At 31.6% G+C, this 16,430-nt stretch carries 17 protein-coding genes and 6 pseudogenes; 10 read left to right on the forward strand and 13 right to left on the reverse strand.

All coding sequences use genetic code 11. The annotated features are described in order from the left end of the window. Positions 1-160 precede the first annotated feature (160 nt). Positions 161-1,069, reverse strand: coding sequence for an acyl-ACP desaturase (locus DET63_RS16820; RefSeq protein WP_113937258.1), 909 nt, complete (start codon positions 1,067-1,069; stop codon positions 161-163). A 189-nt stretch (positions 1,070-1,258) separates the two neighbouring features. Here DET63_RS16820 and DET63_RS16825 point away from each other — a divergent pair, with 189 nt between their 5' ends. After that, positions 1,259-1,672: a GNAT family N-acetyltransferase gene (locus DET63_RS16825; protein ID WP_235661811.1), complete on the forward strand. Its 414-nt coding sequence runs from the start codon at positions 1,259-1,261 to the stop codon at positions 1,670-1,672. Positions 1,673-2,028: 356 nt separating this feature from the next. Then, positions 2,029-2,328: a hypothetical protein gene (locus DET63_RS16830; protein ID WP_113937259.1), complete on the forward strand. Its 300-nt coding sequence runs from the start codon at positions 2,029-2,031 to the stop codon at positions 2,326-2,328. Positions 2,329-2,651: 323 nt separating this feature from the next. Here the strand turns inward: DET63_RS16830 and DET63_RS30940 are convergent. Then, positions 2,652-2,774 (reverse strand): annotated as a pseudogene (locus DET63_RS30940) (recombinase family protein); the annotation flags it as partial. 90 nt (positions 2,775-2,864) lie between these two features. Between DET63_RS30940 and DET63_RS30655 the strand changes: the two are divergent. After that, a pseudogene (locus DET63_RS30655) lies at positions 2,865-3,059 on the forward strand (hypothetical protein); the annotation flags it as partial. A 129-nt stretch (positions 3,060-3,188) separates the two neighbouring features. Here the strand turns inward: DET63_RS30655 and DET63_RS16850 are convergent. The 5 genes from DET63_RS16850 to DET63_RS16870 form a co-directional block, all read right to left on the reverse strand. After that, positions 3,189-3,614, reverse strand: a complete 426-nt coding sequence (locus DET63_RS16850; RefSeq protein WP_113937261.1) for a DUF4879 domain-containing protein — start codon at positions 3,612-3,614, stop codon at positions 3,189-3,191. A 411-nt stretch (positions 3,615-4,025) separates the two neighbouring features. After that, positions 4,026-4,964, reverse strand: a complete 939-nt coding sequence (locus DET63_RS16855; protein ID WP_113937262.1) for a hypothetical protein — start codon at positions 4,962-4,964, stop codon at positions 4,026-4,028. A 102-nt stretch (positions 4,965-5,066) separates the two neighbouring features. After that, positions 5,067-6,644 (reverse strand): M56 family metallopeptidase, encoded by a 1,578-nt coding sequence (locus tag DET63_RS16860; RefSeq protein WP_113937263.1) that lies wholly within the window; start codon positions 6,642-6,644, stop codon positions 5,067-5,069. A gap of 2 nt (positions 6,645-6,646) precedes the next feature. Next, the gene (locus DET63_RS16865) at positions 6,647-7,048 is read right to left on the reverse strand and encodes a BlaI/MecI/CopY family transcriptional regulator (protein ID WP_113937264.1); all 402 of its coding nucleotides are present in this window, start codon (positions 7,046-7,048) and stop codon (positions 6,647-6,649) included. Positions 7,049-7,309: 261 nt separating this feature from the next. Continuing rightward, positions 7,310-7,666 carry a carboxymuconolactone decarboxylase family protein gene (locus DET63_RS16870; protein ID WP_113937265.1) on the reverse strand — a complete coding sequence of 119 codons (357 nt, stop codon included), beginning with the start codon at positions 7,664-7,666 and terminating at the stop codon, positions 7,310-7,312. Between the two features lie 217 nt (positions 7,667-7,883). Here DET63_RS16870 and DET63_RS16875 point away from each other — a divergent pair, with 217 nt between their 5' ends. From DET63_RS16875 to DET63_RS16890, 4 genes are all read left to right on the forward strand, one after another. Then, the gene (locus DET63_RS16875) at positions 7,884-8,312 is read left to right on the forward strand and encodes a ferritin-like domain-containing protein (protein ID WP_113937266.1); all 429 of its coding nucleotides are present in this window, start codon (positions 7,884-7,886) and stop codon (positions 8,310-8,312) included. Positions 8,313-8,466: 154 nt separating this feature from the next. Then, positions 8,467-8,640: a hypothetical protein gene (locus DET63_RS16880; protein ID WP_001025956.1), complete on the forward strand. Its 174-nt coding sequence runs from the start codon at positions 8,467-8,469 to the stop codon at positions 8,638-8,640. 120 nt (positions 8,641-8,760) lie between these two features. Next, entirely contained in the window at positions 8,761-8,955 is a 195-nt protein-coding gene (locus tag DET63_RS30450; protein WP_220182451.1) for a homing endonuclease associated repeat-containing protein, read from the forward strand. A gap of 544 nt (positions 8,956-9,499) precedes the next feature. After that, positions 9,500-9,838 (forward strand): DUF378 domain-containing protein, encoded by a 339-nt coding sequence (locus DET63_RS16890; protein ID WP_113937268.1) that lies wholly within the window; start codon positions 9,500-9,502, stop codon positions 9,836-9,838. A gap of 122 nt (positions 9,839-9,960) precedes the next feature. Here DET63_RS16890 and DET63_RS30945 read toward each other — a convergent pair. The 4 genes and pseudogenes from DET63_RS30945 to DET63_RS16910 form a co-directional block, all read right to left on the reverse strand. Next, positions 9,961-10,083, reverse strand: a pseudogene (locus tag DET63_RS30945) (recombinase family protein); the annotation flags it as partial. Between the two features lie 15 nt (positions 10,084-10,098). Continuing rightward, the gene (locus DET63_RS16900; protein ID WP_113937269.1) at positions 10,099-10,551 is read right to left on the reverse strand and encodes a hypothetical protein; all 453 of its coding nucleotides are present in this window, start codon (positions 10,549-10,551) and stop codon (positions 10,099-10,101) included. 524 nt (positions 10,552-11,075) lie between these two features. Next, positions 11,076-11,966, reverse strand: coding sequence for an Rpn family recombination-promoting nuclease/putative transposase (locus DET63_RS16905; RefSeq protein WP_113937270.1), 891 nt, complete (start codon positions 11,964-11,966; stop codon positions 11,076-11,078). 84 nt (positions 11,967-12,050) lie between these two features. Then, positions 12,051-12,608 (reverse strand): annotated as a pseudogene (locus tag DET63_RS16910) (recombinase family protein); the annotation flags it as partial. A 203-nt stretch (positions 12,609-12,811) separates the two neighbouring features. On the opposite strand from DET63_RS16910, the pseudogene DET63_RS16915 reads away from it, so the two are divergent. From DET63_RS16915 to DET63_RS16925, 3 genes and pseudogenes are all read left to right on the forward strand, one after another. Further along, positions 12,812-13,187 (forward strand): annotated as a pseudogene (locus DET63_RS16915) (hypothetical protein). A 461-nt stretch (positions 13,188-13,648) separates the two neighbouring features. Further along, positions 13,649-13,844 (forward strand): annotated as a pseudogene (locus DET63_RS16920) (IS3 family transposase); the annotation flags it as partial. Positions 13,845-13,906: 62 nt separating this feature from the next. Continuing rightward, on the forward strand, positions 13,907-14,137 hold the full coding sequence (locus DET63_RS16925) for a transposase (protein WP_113937271.1): 231 nt from the start codon (positions 13,907-13,909) through the stop codon (positions 14,135-14,137). Positions 14,138-14,389: 252 nt separating this feature from the next. On the opposite strand, the gene DET63_RS16935 is transcribed toward DET63_RS16925, so the two are convergent. Both DET63_RS16935 and DET63_RS16940 read right to left on the reverse strand, forming a co-directional pair. Continuing rightward, a complete protein-coding gene (locus DET63_RS16935; protein WP_002144230.1) occupies positions 14,390-15,220 on the reverse strand; it encodes an ABC transporter permease in 831 nt (276 codons plus the stop codon). After that, entirely contained in the window at positions 15,213-16,418 is a 1,206-nt protein-coding gene (locus DET63_RS16940) for a quaternary amine ABC transporter ATP-binding protein (RefSeq protein ID WP_113937273.1), read from the reverse strand. The genes DET63_RS16935 and DET63_RS16940 overlap by 8 nt, the downstream gene beginning before the upstream one ends. Between the last annotated feature and the right edge of the window lie 12 nt (positions 16,419-16,430).

Genomic DNA, 16,430 nt, shown 5'->3' on the forward strand with positions numbered 1-16,430 from the left:
TCAAATATTTTATAATATCATAAAATTATTTTTAGTGTCAACTACTTTTTTCTTTAAAAATTAAATTAAATAAAAACACCCCCAAAACAATAGGGAGTGTGTCAGATTCTCAATAAAGGGACGGTCAATTTGCCCATATACATCCTAAAATATCGATTAATTAACATAGATCAGTTTTCCCTTGAAAACGACCAAATCGATCCCGTATTTTTTTCAATCTTGTGTGGTACTCCAAAATCTCAATTCTTGCTTTTTCAGCTAGGGGTGCAATGGGGCGTAAGTCTTTTAACCCCCAATAATCAACCACTACATCAAGTACTTGATCAAAATATTGTAGTGGTCCATAATTCGCTTCTTTTGCAATCACAGCCATTCTATTTTCAAAATCAGGCATGACGGCACCTGGCATTTTAAAATTCTTAATCACATTGGCAATATGATAGCAATAATTAGGTTCCAATTCCAAATGTGTTCGAATGACGTCTCGATAAAACGCATAATGAAGAGTTTCATCTTTTGCAAGACGGCGTAATAATGTAGCAAGATCTGGATCATGCTTACTTGCAACCTTAGCTACATTATTGTAAAACACCATCGTTGCAAGTTCTTGTAGGGTCGTATATGTCATTGCTTCGATTGGTGTGTGAAAATCAGGTTCAAATCCACCCTCAACGACTGACTTTCTTAATTCATGTAATCGTTTAGGGTCCACACTTCGAGTCAGTAGTAAATATGTCTCCAACAAATTCGAATGTTGATCTTCTTCTGAAGTCCAAGTATGAATAAAGTCCGTAATAACAGAAAGGGATCCTTTAAAAGTTGCAGATAAATACGTTGTAAACCATGGTAAATTTACTTCTGTTAATAAAGCTGTTTCAATAGCTGTAATTACACCAGAAGGAAGAGTAACTTGGCTTTCATCCCAAGGAACTCTTTTAAAGTCCATCCCCTTATCCCAAGGTAAAAACTCATGATACCCCCAGTCTATCTTTTGCGCTCTTATTTTATGTTGTTCATACAGTTCTTTTAAACGTGGTTCTAATCGGAAATCTAAATCATTGGTTAGCATATATAAGTGGCCCCTTTTCTTATCATAGATAGTCATCCTATTTTTACATTCATTTTTATCCTTAAAAATTTTCTACAAATAAATATTACTTTCCTTTTTTTAAGCCCAACATAATAAATTTGTAACAAAACTCCTTAAGAGCGCTATGTTTTTATATGATTTTTTCATATAAAAAGGGATACTTTAAAAATGTCAAACTTTCAGCCGAAATATATAAAGCCTGCTAAGCAGGATGTAGAGTTTATCAGGAAGACAATCAATGAAAAGGATTCGGATATTTTAATAGCTGAAATCGATAATGGTACAGTAGGTTTTTTACTTATTCAAGAACTAATCACACCATCCTATAAGTGTTTGGTTGAACATAAATACGCTTTTATTACTGATATAATTGTTGGAACCAAATATCAAAATCAAGGAATTGGTTCCGCTTTGTTATTAGAAGCAAAAAAATGGGCTGAAAATCGAAATTTAGATTACTTAGAGTTAAATGTACTATCTGAAAATATTGGCGCTATTACTTTATATGAAAAGCAAGGATTCAAAGATGTAAGACATACAATGCGCTATGAATTTTCATTGAAAAGGCATAAGGAGCATTAATGTGTTGAGAAACTATTTATTACAAGTGCGTTAGTACAATAAGGAGTATTAAAATAATCAAACTTTTTTATAAAAAACTCGTACCTAGCTATAAAAGAAACTCCATTTTGATCAATCTTTTTTCAAAATGGAGTTTTTCTATTTATTGTTAAATAAAGATTGATAGTATTTTATACACATTATCAACTTATTTAGACGTAAGATCCAATTTATTAGATTAAGCGCTTGAAAAACAAATACAGTTGATGAGATAGCCTTAAACGATAATTCCCAACAAGATTACTGTACATTAGCTATGATGAGTTAGACCTTATTTTTGGAAACAGTATACAGCTCCAAGGGAAGAGGCGATAAACATGCAGTCAACGGAAGCTCATATGAAGGAAAAACAACGTAGAGAAAAAATAGAAATAATATTTAGTCACAGGGTAAAAGGAGAGAGTTATTTTCATGGTTCATCCTATCAATGGAAAAACATTGTATACCAAAATTTTAATAAGATACAACAAAAAGAGTTGAAAATGGAACAACTCATTTTCGAAATGGAAAAAGAAGGGATTCTATTTGCGCAGCACCGTTCACTCATACACTATCCCGTCATTGATTTTATTAAATATATAGCTAAGGTTTATAAGGAAACCATTGAAATACAATAATCATGATTATATTTTTAAAATAAATAATCATATTCAAAGAAAACCTTTACAAAAAGTTTATTTTTGAACATTGTTAACAAAAAGCTCAAAAACTCATTCAAATATTTTTTATTCAAAATACTATTCGTTTTTGTTATAATAATAACCATAATGTATTATAGTCGTTTGTATATCTTCAGATTTTGTGAAATTTATTACACAAAAAGACAGCTCTTAATTAGAGTTGTCTTTTATTTTTTCTCGATATATATAATACTGTTCTGGTGCAAAAAAACCAGGATTCTTTCAGCTAGGGAAAAATTGGATTTTCCATAGGAAAGATGCTACTTTTTTCTCTCACATTCCTTCATTATTTTATAAAACGTATTTTTCTTTAGCTCTAACATTTCCGTAAATATAATAGCTATTATTTCCCCACTTCTCCATTTAGAATAAGTTTCTTCTATATTAATTATGATAATAGGTGGTTTTAAGGCTACTGTTGGTTCAACCTTACTTATTTTGCGGTCTATGACAACTACTCTGTCACTACCCCATTTAGTAAGAGAGAAGTTTTAGAGAAAGCTAAGAAGTACTATGATGAGCCAGGAAACTCAGCTCCAATACTATTCTTTCCTATATACGCTAAAGGCGATTTCCTTCCACAAGTAAATGGTGATATAAAACCATTAAGCAGGTTATTGAATCCGCTTTTATTTTTCGGAAAATATGATAAAATTGTATTTGGATAGAAGTCCAAAACATATTATTAAAAGTAAAGTGGTTCAAGTCGGAGGAAGGCACCTTAGGGTGTCTTTTCTTTATGAAAAAATCCCCACACAAGGTGCAGGGATTTTTATGCTACGAATATATAAAACTGACTATTTAATATATAGTGAAGTACGCCACGTATCTCTTGGATAGTTTATTGAAGTCTTTTGATATTCAAAAGTCCCTTCTTGATGATTTGATGCATCCCATTTATATTCCCAACCTACAATAGGATTACCACCAATTATTTGTGAACCAATATTTTTCACATCAAATCCATTCATTTTAGCAAAAGGAAACTGGCCATACCCTATTTCTTTTGTGTAAACATATAAGTAACTTCCCCCATGATCTTTAGTTGTACTAAAACTATTAGGAGTAATGTATTCAACCCCACCCAATTGTGACTCTACTTTCACTACACTTAAAGAAGTTAGAGGTGCCGCTGGTCCTGCAGATGCCTCCGATGCCATTCCTAAACCAACTACCGATGCCATTGCTAATGATGATATCCCTAATATAACTTTTTTAAACATATAAACATCCCCTTCTTTCTATATAGGTACAAGTTTGATATTAACAGAATTTTATAAGAATAACCCTTATTTTGAAAATGTTAACAAATTATACTTTTTTAGATATGTAATTTAGCATATTGATTGACATGTATGATAATATATCCGTTGCTTTCAAGATAAAAACTCGATAATAGGGGTAACTTTTGTTAAGTCAGACTTGTATAGTGATTCCCTTTATTTGAACGAATATATACCTTTTTCGCTTACAAACTTTATGTACAGGTTACTTAATAGAATTTTAATTTTTTTTTGCAACTTTTTTTGTTATTTTCAATTTTCTCTTATAATATAAGAGAAACCCTATAGAAAAGCCCTTTTTCAAATGTCTATTCTATAGGGTTTAATATCTATATTCTTTTTTATTTTTTCTTATTCATCTAAACTAGGATGGCTCCAGTACCTAATTGCTATCTTAGTTAATTCTTTTTCATTACCTGCCCCATGCCTGTATTTTTGTATTCCTTTATAATCAAAAGTTATTTTTAGAGCATTATTTCTCAAACTTGTATTTTCTGTTATCGGTGGCAATTTCCAAGAGAAATTGATTTGATTAATACCTCTATCAGAAGCTAAGTTATATAACATATTAGCCGTGTCATCTAAAATGCTATGTTTTATATCTGAGAATGTAACACCTTCCCTACTTTGTAAGGATAAATTAATTATTTGTTTATCCGCTTCTTTTGAATTCATATCCTTTTTAATTTCTAATTTAATAAGCCTTTTCTGTCCAATTACTTGATCTACAACACCTTTTATTCTATTTTCCAATATTTGCTGATTAGCTGTTAATGTTTGCTTTTCTTTTTTAGAATCGCTCTCTCCTTCATTCATAATGAGATTAATACTCATGACAGAGATCAGTATATAACCTATAACAGCTAAAGACATTTTCCATTTATGCAGGGAACGGAATCCTATAATTTTACGAAACCATATGCGTTTTATTGTAACAACTTGGATAGAAGGAATGGAGTGGATTAAATGTTCTATACCCTTAAAGTGTTGCATTGGTGTGAATATAAATGTACGATTTGTACCAATAAATTTCATGAGTGTTTTAAAAGCAAAATGTTCAATAGTTACCCTGTCAAACTCCGCTAGCTGGTAAGCTTGAACCCTTACAACATCTTCCTTTTCCTTATCATACTTGAATAAATGAATGTGCTCTTGGCTTACTGCAGCGTATCCATACTCAAATTTATCAACTTTAAAAATTGTTACAACAGATGAAGTTATATAACGTTCTTTTATTATTTTTTTCGCTTGTATTAATTTAATAATCCTCTTCATTACTCTAATAATCATTTTATTCTTTCCCTTAATTAAACTATTTTATTTTCAACTAGCATTTTTACATCTAGATATTCAATTTCAGATAACATTTTTACTATTTTATAAACCTTCAGTCTACTTCCATGCCTGGAAGTAGACATAGTACGTTTTTCCATATTTTGTTTCGTATTCCTCCGCAGGTATTACATCCACTTCTCCAACATGAGGTGGACGAACTGCAATTCCCTCTTCATTGACTACAGATTTCACCAAAGATACTAGGACAAGATTTGTTGATTTAAATTCTTCAGCCGTTTGCTCTTTAGGGAACCCTCTATCAATAAGAGACTGTCTTTGCTTTTCTGTAAGTTTAAGTGTTACAGGAATACCTTTCTTCATATCAGTACGCCCTTCTTGATGTCTTATCAATTCATTCCTTTCACCTGTATTATCCCCCCTTACTACGTCACTTTGTTCAAGGGAAATATTTTTCTCACTTTCATTCCCTTGTTCCGTTTTCTTTTGCTCAGATTGATTACCTTCTTTATTTTTTACTAATTGTTTTTCCGTACTTTGTTCACCGGATTTTATAATTTGTGACTCTGCTTTTTTTGAAGAAGATTCTTCAGCCTTTGCATTCATTAAAGCGAATGTAGATACTCCAATTACACACACTATCCCCAAAGCTGACAAGCGATACGATTTTTTATTAAACTTTTTAATCATTACAATTCTCCTTTTTAAATTATGTTTATTTCGACTTAAATTTGCTACTGTTGGTATTGGATAACAATTCGTACGTTGCTCCAATAAGGCGATAATGGTATGTCCATACTCCAAATTATCTTCTGAATTTACATATGTAAGAGCTAGTGCATCACATGCAATTTCCTGATCCTCTCTTATACACTTGCTAGCATACCAAATAATTGGATTAAACCAGTGCAGTATCACTAGATGATGCATAATCAGATTAATTCCCACATCTTTTCGTTTATAATGAGATAATTCATGATAAAAAATAAATCTTAATTGATTATCATTTAACGTATCGATATGTTTTTCTGTAAGTAAAATACAAGGTTTTCTTATCCCGACAAGTGTTGGACTGGGAAGCTTACCAGCAAAAATTAGCGGAATGTTTTTTTTAATTTTCATTTCATGCTTACAGCTATTAAAGATATCTATGATTCTTTTATCTGTTATAAGGGGCTGTTTTCGTATATAGAGAGATAGTTTTTTATTCACAACTAACGTTACTAAAATACAGCATAGAATTCCCAATAACCAGATATAGGAAATCGTTTCATAAACTGATATCGGTGACGTCTCATACTTAGGGCCATGATTCGTATCATCTGTAACATTAGTATTAGATTCTTGCGAATTGTGTACAGTAAAATCAGATGTTGTATTTACTGTACTATTCACTCCTTCTACCCCTTCTGGATTTTTCAGTAAAACGGAATGAATTGGTTTAATTTCTTTTGAAAGTAACGAATATATACTATAGGAACTATCTGGAGACCAAGGTGAAATTAATCGTATCATAAGGATAAACCAGATCAAATAGTGCCATCTTGCTGTCAATCGATTCCTTAGTACCACTTTCAAGCATAATAGTAAGATAATTAATATGCTTGCCATAACGGAAGTGTCTATAATCCACTCAAACGTTACTGGAAGGTAAATATTCCAAAATGCATACAGCATAATTATTTATCCTTCCTTTTATTAACTTCGCTTCTTTCATCCAAAATTTGTTTCAACTCCTGAATATCTTCAGAAGAGAGCTTATCTTCTTTTATAAAATTCACAAGTAAAGGCTTCAAAGCAACCCCATAAAACCGCTTTAGAAATGACTTTGTTTCCTCTTGTAAATAAGCATCTTGTGAAATTAAAGTTGTGTATGTATACATTCTTTTATTCTCTTGATTACAAGAAAGCGCATTTTTTTTTACTAATCTATTCATTAATGTTCGAATTGTTTTAGGACTCCAATCATTTTGTTCTTTAAGATGCTCCACCACCTCTTTTGCACTTAGTGGTGTTATTTGGGTCCAAAATACTTTCATGACTTCTAGTTCTGCCTCTGAAATTCTAGGTAACTTTTTCATAGATATATATCCCCTTTCTGACTACACGTGTAATCCATATGAATAAAGTATTACATATGTAATACTTATAAATCAACCTCTTAATTAAAAAGGATTAATTTAACAAAATGTAGATTATAAAAATCACCTTGTAAAAGGGGGCCCGCCACTCATCCATCAACTTAAGGATTGAGACTATTTTTGAAGTTAAAAGCACGTTACTATTCTCTTATGTTAATAAGAGAATAGTAACAAATTCCTCAATCCATGATGATACTCCTATTACTGCAGTAACTCTTGCATACATTCTTGTACAAGAGTTACTGCCTGACTCATAGTGCCACCACCACCAAATGCAGCTGTCACTCCCACCGCCTCAAAGATCTCCTGTTCTGAAGCTCCTTGATCTAGACATCCTTTAATGTGATAAATGATACAATATTCATCCTGAGAATAAAGGCTAATACCTAGAGCAATTAACTGTTTTTGTTTTTTGGATAAGGTGCCTTCTTTAAAGCATTCCTCTGTAAAGGAATTAAATTGTTCAGCTAGTTTAGGCATCTTCTCAGTAAATAAACCCAGACCATATTTATAATGAAGAAGTGAAGATTCAGTAGAATTTCTACCTTCAAATTCCATATTTAATCCAACTCCATTTCTCATATTTTTTAAACAAAAGTTAGTATGAACCTAATGGGAAGTGATTAAACATAAATGATATTTATTTCAAAGTGAGTGAAAGAGGAGAAAGGATTTAGAGGCACGATATAACAAAAAATTAACTAATAGTATTGTACACACGTATGGATAATCGATCGACTTCTGTAAAAGGATAACGTAAAAAGGAAGTGATGATATGGAAAAACAGAGTGTAGTCAATACATTAAATGCCTTTCTAAAAGGGCAGTACATGGGTATTCATGCCTATGAGCATTATATAGAGAAGCTAAAAGATCCAGAAATAAAAAAGGAATTTCAAAAAATACAACAAGATCACAAACAACATGCCTTAAAAGTAGCAGAAAGAATACAAAATCTTGGAGGAGTTCCGGTTGATAATGAAGGAATAGTTGGCTCTCTTCAAGGTTTGATAAGTCAATTTACAGTACCAGATACAACAGAAGGAACTGTAAGTAGCGCGTTAAAGGGCGAAGGTTATTATGGTGTTCAAATATCAGAAGAAATTGTACAAGGTGATTTAGATCCAGAAAGTCATATGTTAATACATGATATTTTAGATAAAGATAGGGAACATGTAAATGTATTAAAACAACTTATGTATTAACATTTTTAGTTACGCTGTATCATAATTAAAAGAAGATATTTAAAATAACTCCACATATTTTCACAAGACAGGAAAATACTAATACTTGTTTTAGTACTTTAATTCCAAAGTATTAAAGCAGTATTACTAACTGCGATACTAGGAGGACGTTACTATGAATATTCGTGAAGGATTAATTCCGACTACATTAGGTACAGCAGTTACAGCTGCGGGCTATGCTTTGAAGCAAACTCGTGGATCCAATAAGATGATTGCAAATACAGTATTTGGATTTGGTTTAGCTCACGTTGTTTTAGGTGTAATTGATCTTGTGGAACATCGTCGTTAGAAGAAAGGGCAAGCACATTTTGATGCTTGCCTTTTTAATATCTTCAGTATGTATTATTTTTTTGATTTATTAAAGTAATTCATAAATGAAGAACTATGAAAAGGCGGTTACATGCTCAATATGTATACAAGAAGGATTTTGTTATCCAGGCTAAAGGAATGGGCTCATGCCTATCAAAAATTACCGACTGCCAAAGAAATATTAAAAGATCCTAATATGCCTGCCTTATCCACATATGTAAGGTATTTTGGCAGTTGGAATGAGTCCCTAAGGCAAGCTGGTTTCCAACCAAGAAAAAAGGCAGATAAAATATAAAAAATAAACAAAGCAGTCAGTTCAATAAACTGTCTGCTTTGTCCACTTGTTATGAAACGTTAGCCATTTATATGAGCTTTTTAACGGCTCATATGTAGTATGAACGTACTGCTGTATATTATGCAAAATAGAAGAAGCAAGCCGTTTTAGGAAAGGTTAATTTCTGTAATATAAAGAAGCCCTTGTAGAAATAAAAATAATAAATTCAGTATGTATTAGATATTTTGTGTATGAAACCATTGTTAATTTCTAATGATAAGATTGAATCCTAGCAACTAACATGATAGCTAATATGATGCAAAAAGTACCCATATTAAGTATTACAGTACAGATAACCGTAATATCATCCAGTCTTATGGCAGTACTAAACAATAAAAACATTAAAATATTTGTCAAAGTTTATATTATGGCATTTGAATGTAATTATGTTGAATTATGGGCTATCACTTTAAATGAAGATGAAAGCTAACGATTCAAGCAGGAATAATACATAGTATTCCTGTACATAGTTTTAAAAGTTGAGACAGAAGGAGGTGTTATATCCATGAGAACTATACAGCGAATTGCCTTAGCTTTAGTTATTATTGGTGCTATTAATTGGGGGCTAATTGGTTTCTTTAAGTTTGATTTAGTAGGAACAATATTTGGTGGACAGAATGCCTTTTTAGCAAGAGTAATCTTTGCTCTTGTTGGACTAAGTGGATTAATGTGCTTAACACAGTTGTTTCAACCGATGAAAGATGCGAATCAAGAGATGAATCGTAAAGAATATGGAAAACCTAATTATAGTACTGAATTTGGTGAGGAAACACATATAACAAATTTAAACAGAACTTCTACGGACGTTTATAAGAATAACCATAATACATTAGATGAAGATTAATACAATAAAAAAGCCAAAGCCATGTATACCACATGGCTTTGACTTTTTTATTTTGGATAATTCATGGGAGTACCTGCTTACTTACTAATAGGAGTAAAGTAGCAATTCTTATAAGATAGATGTTACGTTGCTTCTCTATGTTCTTTCATTATTTTATAAAGTGTGTTTTTCTTTAGTTCTAACTTTTCCATAAAGATAACAGCTGTTATTTCTCCACTCTTCCAATTCGAATGAGTTTCTTCTAAAAATATAGCTGCATTTTATTCTGGTAAGTAATCTAGTAATTTAATTAAATCTTTTACGAATCCAGGGCTAGCTAATTTTAATAAAGCGGGTACTTCTTTAAAATGATTTTTAAGGCCAGCATCGACTTTCTTGGAGTAATCTTTTTCATTTCCTACCAATAAATCGACTATATCAATTTTTAACTGTTTACTTACTTTCCCCCATAAAAATTCAGATTCTTGAAAATGCTTATTTATGAATATTTTAACTTGATTAATAAAAGGGTCATTTTTTTGTTGTACAGCATCTTGTAATTGTCTCATAGACATATCTTCAGCTTTAATTCCTTGGTTTACAGTTACATAATTTGTATTTTCAGCGGCACTTACACTCGTCCCCAAAACACCAAGACCACTAAAACCGATAGCACTCGCTAATGCAATCCCTGTTAATTTTTTTATGTCTAAATTATGATTAAATCGTTTCATATTTTTAATCCCCCTTAAATAATTATGGTACACAAATAATATACAATTATTTGTAGTAGACAAGGGTGTTTTTCATATAATTGCAAATCATTATATTTTTGCGAACGATACGCATTACAATCACATTAGCATCAATACAAAAAAATGTAAATTGATAATATTTATGCAGAAAATTACCAATATTTAATATGAAAACTTTTTACTATAGCTATAGGAGAATATGATTTTATTCTGTTATGAAGTCTTGTTTTATAGCATAAAGAGCAATAATTAGATTAGAAAGTCTACGATGTATTTAAGAATATAACATTTTTACATAGTAAACTTTATGATATATGGTGAACCCTTATATAGGATTTTTAATCAAACTTTTTACCAACGGTACAACTTACTTTTAAAATCACACTAATATAAATTAAAAGCGAACTGTATAAAAAAGGAAAAACATTTTAAGGAGTTGATGTTTAAAGGACTAAATAAAAAACTTTGCGATATTTTTCGCAAAGTTTTTGTAATAATACGTATTACAATAGTAATTTTCGTATTTCTTCTGTACTTAGACCTGTGAATTTTGCAATGTCTTCTAATGGCATACCATTTTTATGCATACCACGAATTAATTGAATTTTCCCTTTCTCAATACCTTTTTCAATGCCTTCCTCTAAGCCCTCTTCTCGAGCATGTGCTAACTTAGCTTGCTCATCTAGAAGTAACTTTTCACGAGCTTCATAAGCTGTTCGGAAAGAAGAGTCATGGCTCATATTTTCCCACTTATTCATCGCTTTTTGTAAAATTGGATCTTGATTCATTGCAATCTCCTCCAATGTTTGAGTTAAATGTTCATCTTCATGTGCTGGTAATAGTAACATCCAGCGAACAAATGCATTTTCCCATGGATTTACTTTTTCTTCACGCCATTGTTTGACCAATTTTGAAATTTCTACAAAATGAATTTCAATATCATCGCTTAGTATCTGTTGCTTTTGGGGATTCCATAATTGTCCTATGGTGTGAAATGAATCATCCTGGGAGAATAATATAAAATCTAATAAGTTAATGGTAATTGTTTTCCGTAGTGAACGATACGGCATCCCTTCTTGCATTTGGGATGTATAGAGTTTACTCCAGTAATATAAAGAGCGTTTGACCATATCATGTGTGTTCCGTAATTGAATCTCGATATTAACTTGTGTTCCGTTATCTAGTGTTGCTAATAAGTCTAATATGGATAACTTATCATCTTCATAAGATTTATGAAGATGTGGATCTTCTAGTTGTAGAGATACAATAGGTACATCTAAAGATTCTTCTAGGATAGCGTTTAGAAATCCAGTTAAAATCTCTTCGTTTCCCTTCGTTCCGAATAACTGTTTAAAAGCGAAATCAATACGTAAATTTACTAATTTTGTGGACATGGGTTTCCTCTCCCTGTCTTTCTATTCTTCTTACTATTTTATAATATAATTCTTTATATAAGCAAATTCATCTTTTTCAGTTTATTTATTTTTTCGTATGTATCGGTAAAGCGTAGCCTGACTAATACCTGTCATGTTTACAATTTCTTGTATGCTATATTCTTTAGAATCATATAACTTTAATGCCCTTTGAATGAAGCTATCCTTAACACGAGGACGTCCACCGACTCTCCCCCTTGCTCTTGCACTTTCAAGTCCCTCTTGTGTACGTTGAGAAATTAAGTCTCTTTCAAACTGGCTGAATGCTTGAAATACTGTTAACATTAATTTTCCTTGAGGTGTATTAGTATCAAATTGCTCTTTGATACTAATTAGCTTAACTCCCTTATTCTCAAAAAAATCAACAAGTTCAATTAAATCTTTGGTACTTCTTCCTAATCTAGAAAAGCTTTCAACAACTAATGTATCACCTGGTCTAATTTTATCTTTTAATCGAGTAAGCTCTGGACGATCACTTTTCGTACCTGTTACTTTTTCAGTTAAAATTTCAGTACAGTTATAATTTTGAAGCATGTCTAGTTGACGAATCAAATCTTGTTGTTGAGTACTTACCCTTGCGTAGCCATAAATGTATGAATTCATGAAATCACCTAACCTTTACAAGATAATTTTATCATAAAGGGGAGTTAAAGTTAATATGATTTTGACAATAGTTTTGATAACGTAGTTAAGCGATTTGCAAAGATTAAATTTTGTTCATTTCACAATTATCAAAAACCATTGTTTTTGAAACACCTATAAATAATAAATCTAATAATTATGTACTTTGTAATAGGTAAGAGTTTATGATAAAAATAGGGAATATCCCCAAAAAACACACGAGGGGCGTTGATTAAGATTTTTTTTAAAGACTTTAACTACAAAAATGAAGGTGATTATTTATATCCAGTTGAGTATTATCAATTTCGCCAAGCAAGCACACATAATACATTCAAAGTTGAACTATTATGTTTTGATGATCGTTATGATTTCCATTTAACAATTGATAATGAAGCTATCCCTTCAAAGTATAGACTTGTAACAAGCATCTCCTTTGAAATTTATGAAGAATTTGGATTTGAGCCTTATGATTTTAGTTCTAAACACGCTACTCTACAAAGGGCAATTGATATGGCAAGTGCAATTGCAAAGAAATATTGTGAAAATTCAATTAATCAATAATAAGTAAAGACCGGGATATTATATCCGGTCTTTTTTGTATTTGCTGTATGTTAAGGTGATTTTTCTGTTAAATTATCACAATTATTAATGCGTCTTTTAAATTTGAGGTTAAGGACTCAAATTTAAAAGAAAAAGAGAACCCAAATGGATTCTCTTTTCTTGGCATATTTACAACATGGAGAATACTGAGACAACTCTTTCAAAACTTTATTAGGGGAAAGTTTTAAAAAATGCTCTTATAACAATACTTACATAAATGTAATATATAGTAAATTGATACAATCAAGACTGACTATTCTTAATTTTTAAAAAACTAAACCCTCGCCATACTAATGTGGTTAGATATCCAGTACTTCATGAAACATTAATAGAAATTGAAATTACTCTTCTTCTATCTCGTATTCATTAAGATATTAATAATTGGATGTATCTGTTCATGAATATGGTAATCTGATTAAGATTCTCACTACACAAGTCCTACCCACCATAAATTAGTGAAAAAGAGGAAACTGTTGGGATAAATCACCACAAGAATCGTTTTTGGACTATCTGAAAGATAAAGCATATATAAAACCTTACGAGTGTTTTACTGAGTTGAAACAAGAGATAAAGAAATATATGACATACCTTAATCATTATAGATATCACTGGAATTAAAAAGGATTGGAGATGCTACAATAAATTGCACACTAAGTTAAAAGAAAAAGGTGATTCAGTTTATGAGTAGAAAAGTCTATAATCGTCAATTTAAATTGGCTGTAGTCCAATTACTATTGGAAGAGAATATGTTTGTGAAAGAGGTTTCAAAAGAATTATCTATCCATTCGAATGCTCTTTATCATTGGATAAGTGAATATGGAGAAAGTGCGTTACCATTGGGAATTTGTTTTACCCACATTTTCAATAGAGTAGCAATTGGCATTCGTAGTTCTTTAGCAATCGCATCATAGCTCCGTCCATCATTTTTATACAAATGTACAGCTTTCAATTTAAATGTCTCTGCATATTTTTGAAATGTTGTTCTTTTTTTGCCATTAAAATATCCCTTCAAGTATAGTGTAACATTCCACATTAAGAATGTAGTCTTTTTACACTATCTACTTAAAAGGGATAATACCAACTAATATTACCTTACTTGCACCAGCTTTAAGCAATAAATTTCTCGCGGTTTCAAATGATAACTTTTAGTATGTACATTATAATTATTTTTTATGAAAACCTTGTGTAATTCGATCTAATATAATTGCAATTACTACAATAGCAAGGCCTGCTTCAAAGCCCATACCTATATTAACTTGTGTAACCGACCGATAAACGTCTACGCCAAGACCTGGTGCACCGACAAGAGATGCAGTGACAACCATTGATAGAGAAAGCATAATACTCTGATTTACACCAGCCATGATTGTTCCAGTTGCAAGTGGAAGCTGTACTTTGAATAGTTTCTGTGACGATGTTGAACCAAAGGCATTAGCTGCTTCAATTAAATCTTCTGGTACTTGCCTAATCCCTAACTCAGTAAAGCGAATAGTAGGTGGCATTGCAAAAATAACAGATGCAATAATACCTGGTACTACTCCAACACCAAAGAATGTAATTGCCGGAATAAGATAAACAAATGCAGGCATTGTTTGCATAAAATCAAGAGTTGGTTTTAAAAATTTGGAAAACCTTTCGTTCTGAGATGCCAAAATCCCAATTGGTATACCTATAATGATAGAGATAATAACAGACGTCAAGACAAGCGCTAGTGTTTGCATGGTCTGTTCCCAATAGTTAACGTTAAGGATAAACAGAAATCCAATTAAAGAAAATACTATAAGTGAAATTTTACGGGAGGTGTACCAAACTAATAGGCATGTGATTGTAATAAAAATAATGGCTGGGATAAATATTAATAGATTTGTTAATAAATCAACAAATCCTCCGATAATAAAAGAAAATCCTTTGAAAAACCCTTCGAAATGCTGATACAAACTTGTAACAAGTGTATCAACCCATTCTCCTAAAGGAATACGTGGAATACTATTCATTATCATTCACCTCTTCCTCTACATTTCCTGCTAAAGCTTGAATAATACTTTCACGCTTTATTATCCCTCGTAATCTATGTTTATCATCTAGAACAGGAAGAGGTAACTTTGCCTTAACCATTTTTATATACATTTCTTCTAATAGAGTATCTAAATAAACAGGAGGAATGTCTGTTACTAATAAATCCGCTATCGGAACCTGTCTTTTAACAGCTTTACTAGCATTATCAGCAGTTAAGACACCTAAAAACTCATGTTTCTTATTCACTACATATACGCTAGAAACACTAGCATTTTTCATGATTTGGAGTGCAACACGTGGACCGCGATCAATTAATAAGGTTTCCGGTCTTTTCATAATGGATTCAGAGGTTAAAACTTTTCCTAAATTTACATCAGCAACAAATTGCTCTACAAATTCATTTGCAGGGCTCACCATAATTTCTTCTGGTGTTCCAATTTGAACAATTTCTCCGTCTTTCATTAAAGCAATACGATCACCAATTCGGAGTGCTTCATCTAGATCGTGTGTAATAAAAATAATCGTTTTTTTCATTTTATCTTGCAGTTCTAATAATTCATTTTGCATTTCTTTTCGAATAATCGGATCTAAAGCACTAAATGATTCATCCATCAGTAGGACATCTGGATTATTTGTTAGTGCTCTTGCGATACCAACACGCTGCTGCATACCACCGCTAAGTTGTTCCGGATAACTATCTTTATTGTTTTCTAGACCTACTAATTTTAGAGATTCTAACGCTTTTGTTTCTCGTTCTTCTTTTGATACTTTTTGTATTTCTAAACCATATGCAACATTTTGTAAAACCGTTCGATGAGGGAATAAGGCGAATTTTTGAAATACCATACTCATTTTGTTTCTTCTTACTTTTCGAAGAGATTCTTTTCCCATTGTTGCGATATCTTCACCATCAATATATATATGGCCAGAAGTCGGTTTGATTAACTGATTTAACATACGAACAAGTGTAGATTTCCCACTACCGGATAATCCCATAATGACAAATATTTCACCAGCATAAACATCGAATTTTGCCTGGTTCACGCCAATATTCATACCAGTTTCTTTTAATATAGCAGCTTTGCTTTTTCCCTCTTTTAGTAAAGCGATTCCTTTAGAAGGATTCTTTCCAAATACTTTCGTAACGTTTTCAACACGTAATTTCGTTTCTTTCATTCTTTCACTCCT

This window comes from Bacillus sp. DB-2, from assembly GCF_003315125.1.
GTDB classification, from domain to species: Bacteria; Bacillota; Bacilli; order Bacillales; family Bacillaceae_G; genus Bacillus_A; species Bacillus_A mycoides.

Excerpts from the sequence above, each read along its gene's own strand:
- DET63_RS16855 (WP_113937262.1), bottom strand. The coding sequence starts at position 4,964 with ATGATTATTAGAGTAATGAAGAGGATTATTAAATTAATACAAGCGAAA.
- DET63_RS16940 (WP_113937273.1), bottom strand. The coding sequence starts at position 16,418 with ATGAAAGAAACGAAATTACGTGTTGAAAACGTTACGAAAGTATTTGGA.
- DET63_RS16860 (WP_113937263.1), bottom strand. The coding sequence starts at position 6,644 with ATGCTGTATGCATTTTGGAATATTTACCTTCCAGTAACGTTTGAGTGG.
- DET63_RS16865 (WP_113937264.1), bottom strand. The coding sequence starts at position 7,048 with ATGAAAAAGTTACCTAGAATTTCAGAGGCAGAACTAGAAGTCATGAAA.
- DET63_RS16825 (WP_235661811.1), top strand. The coding sequence starts at position 1,259 with ATGTCAAACTTTCAGCCGAAATATATAAAGCCTGCTAAGCAGGATGTA.
- DET63_RS16875 (WP_113937266.1), top strand. The coding sequence starts at position 7,884 with ATGGAAAAACAGAGTGTAGTCAATACATTAAATGCCTTTCTAAAAGGG.
- DET63_RS16850 (WP_113937261.1), bottom strand. The coding sequence starts at position 3,614 with ATGTTTAAAAAAGTTATATTAGGGATATCATCATTAGCAATGGCATCG.
- DET63_RS16925 (WP_113937271.1), top strand. The coding sequence starts at position 13,907 with ATGAGTAGAAAAGTCTATAATCGTCAATTTAAATTGGCTGTAGTCCAA.
- DET63_RS16830 (WP_113937259.1), top strand. The coding sequence starts at position 2,029 with ATGCAGTCAACGGAAGCTCATATGAAGGAAAAACAACGTAGAGAAAAA.
- DET63_RS16820 (WP_113937258.1), bottom strand. The coding sequence starts at position 1,069 with ATGCTAACCAATGATTTAGATTTCCGATTAGAACCACGTTTAAAAGAA.
- DET63_RS30450 (WP_220182451.1), top strand. The coding sequence starts at position 8,761 with ATGTATACAAGAAGGATTTTGTTATCCAGGCTAAAGGAATGGGCTCAT.
- DET63_RS16900 (WP_113937269.1), bottom strand. The coding sequence starts at position 10,551 with ATGAAACGATTTAATCATAATTTAGACATAAAAAAATTAACAGGGATT.
- DET63_RS16905 (WP_113937270.1), bottom strand. The coding sequence starts at position 11,966 with ATGTCCACAAAATTAGTAAATTTACGTATTGATTTCGCTTTTAAACAG.
- DET63_RS16880 (WP_001025956.1), top strand. The coding sequence starts at position 8,467 with ATGAATATTCGTGAAGGATTAATTCCGACTACATTAGGTACAGCAGTT.
- DET63_RS16890 (WP_113937268.1), top strand. The coding sequence starts at position 9,500 with ATGAGAACTATACAGCGAATTGCCTTAGCTTTAGTTATTATTGGTGCT.
- DET63_RS16870 (WP_113937265.1), bottom strand. The coding sequence starts at position 7,666 with ATGGAATTTGAAGGTAGAAATTCTACTGAATCTTCACTTCTTCATTAT.
- DET63_RS16935 (WP_002144230.1), bottom strand. The coding sequence starts at position 15,220 with ATGAATAGTATTCCACGTATTCCTTTAGGAGAATGGGTTGATACACTT.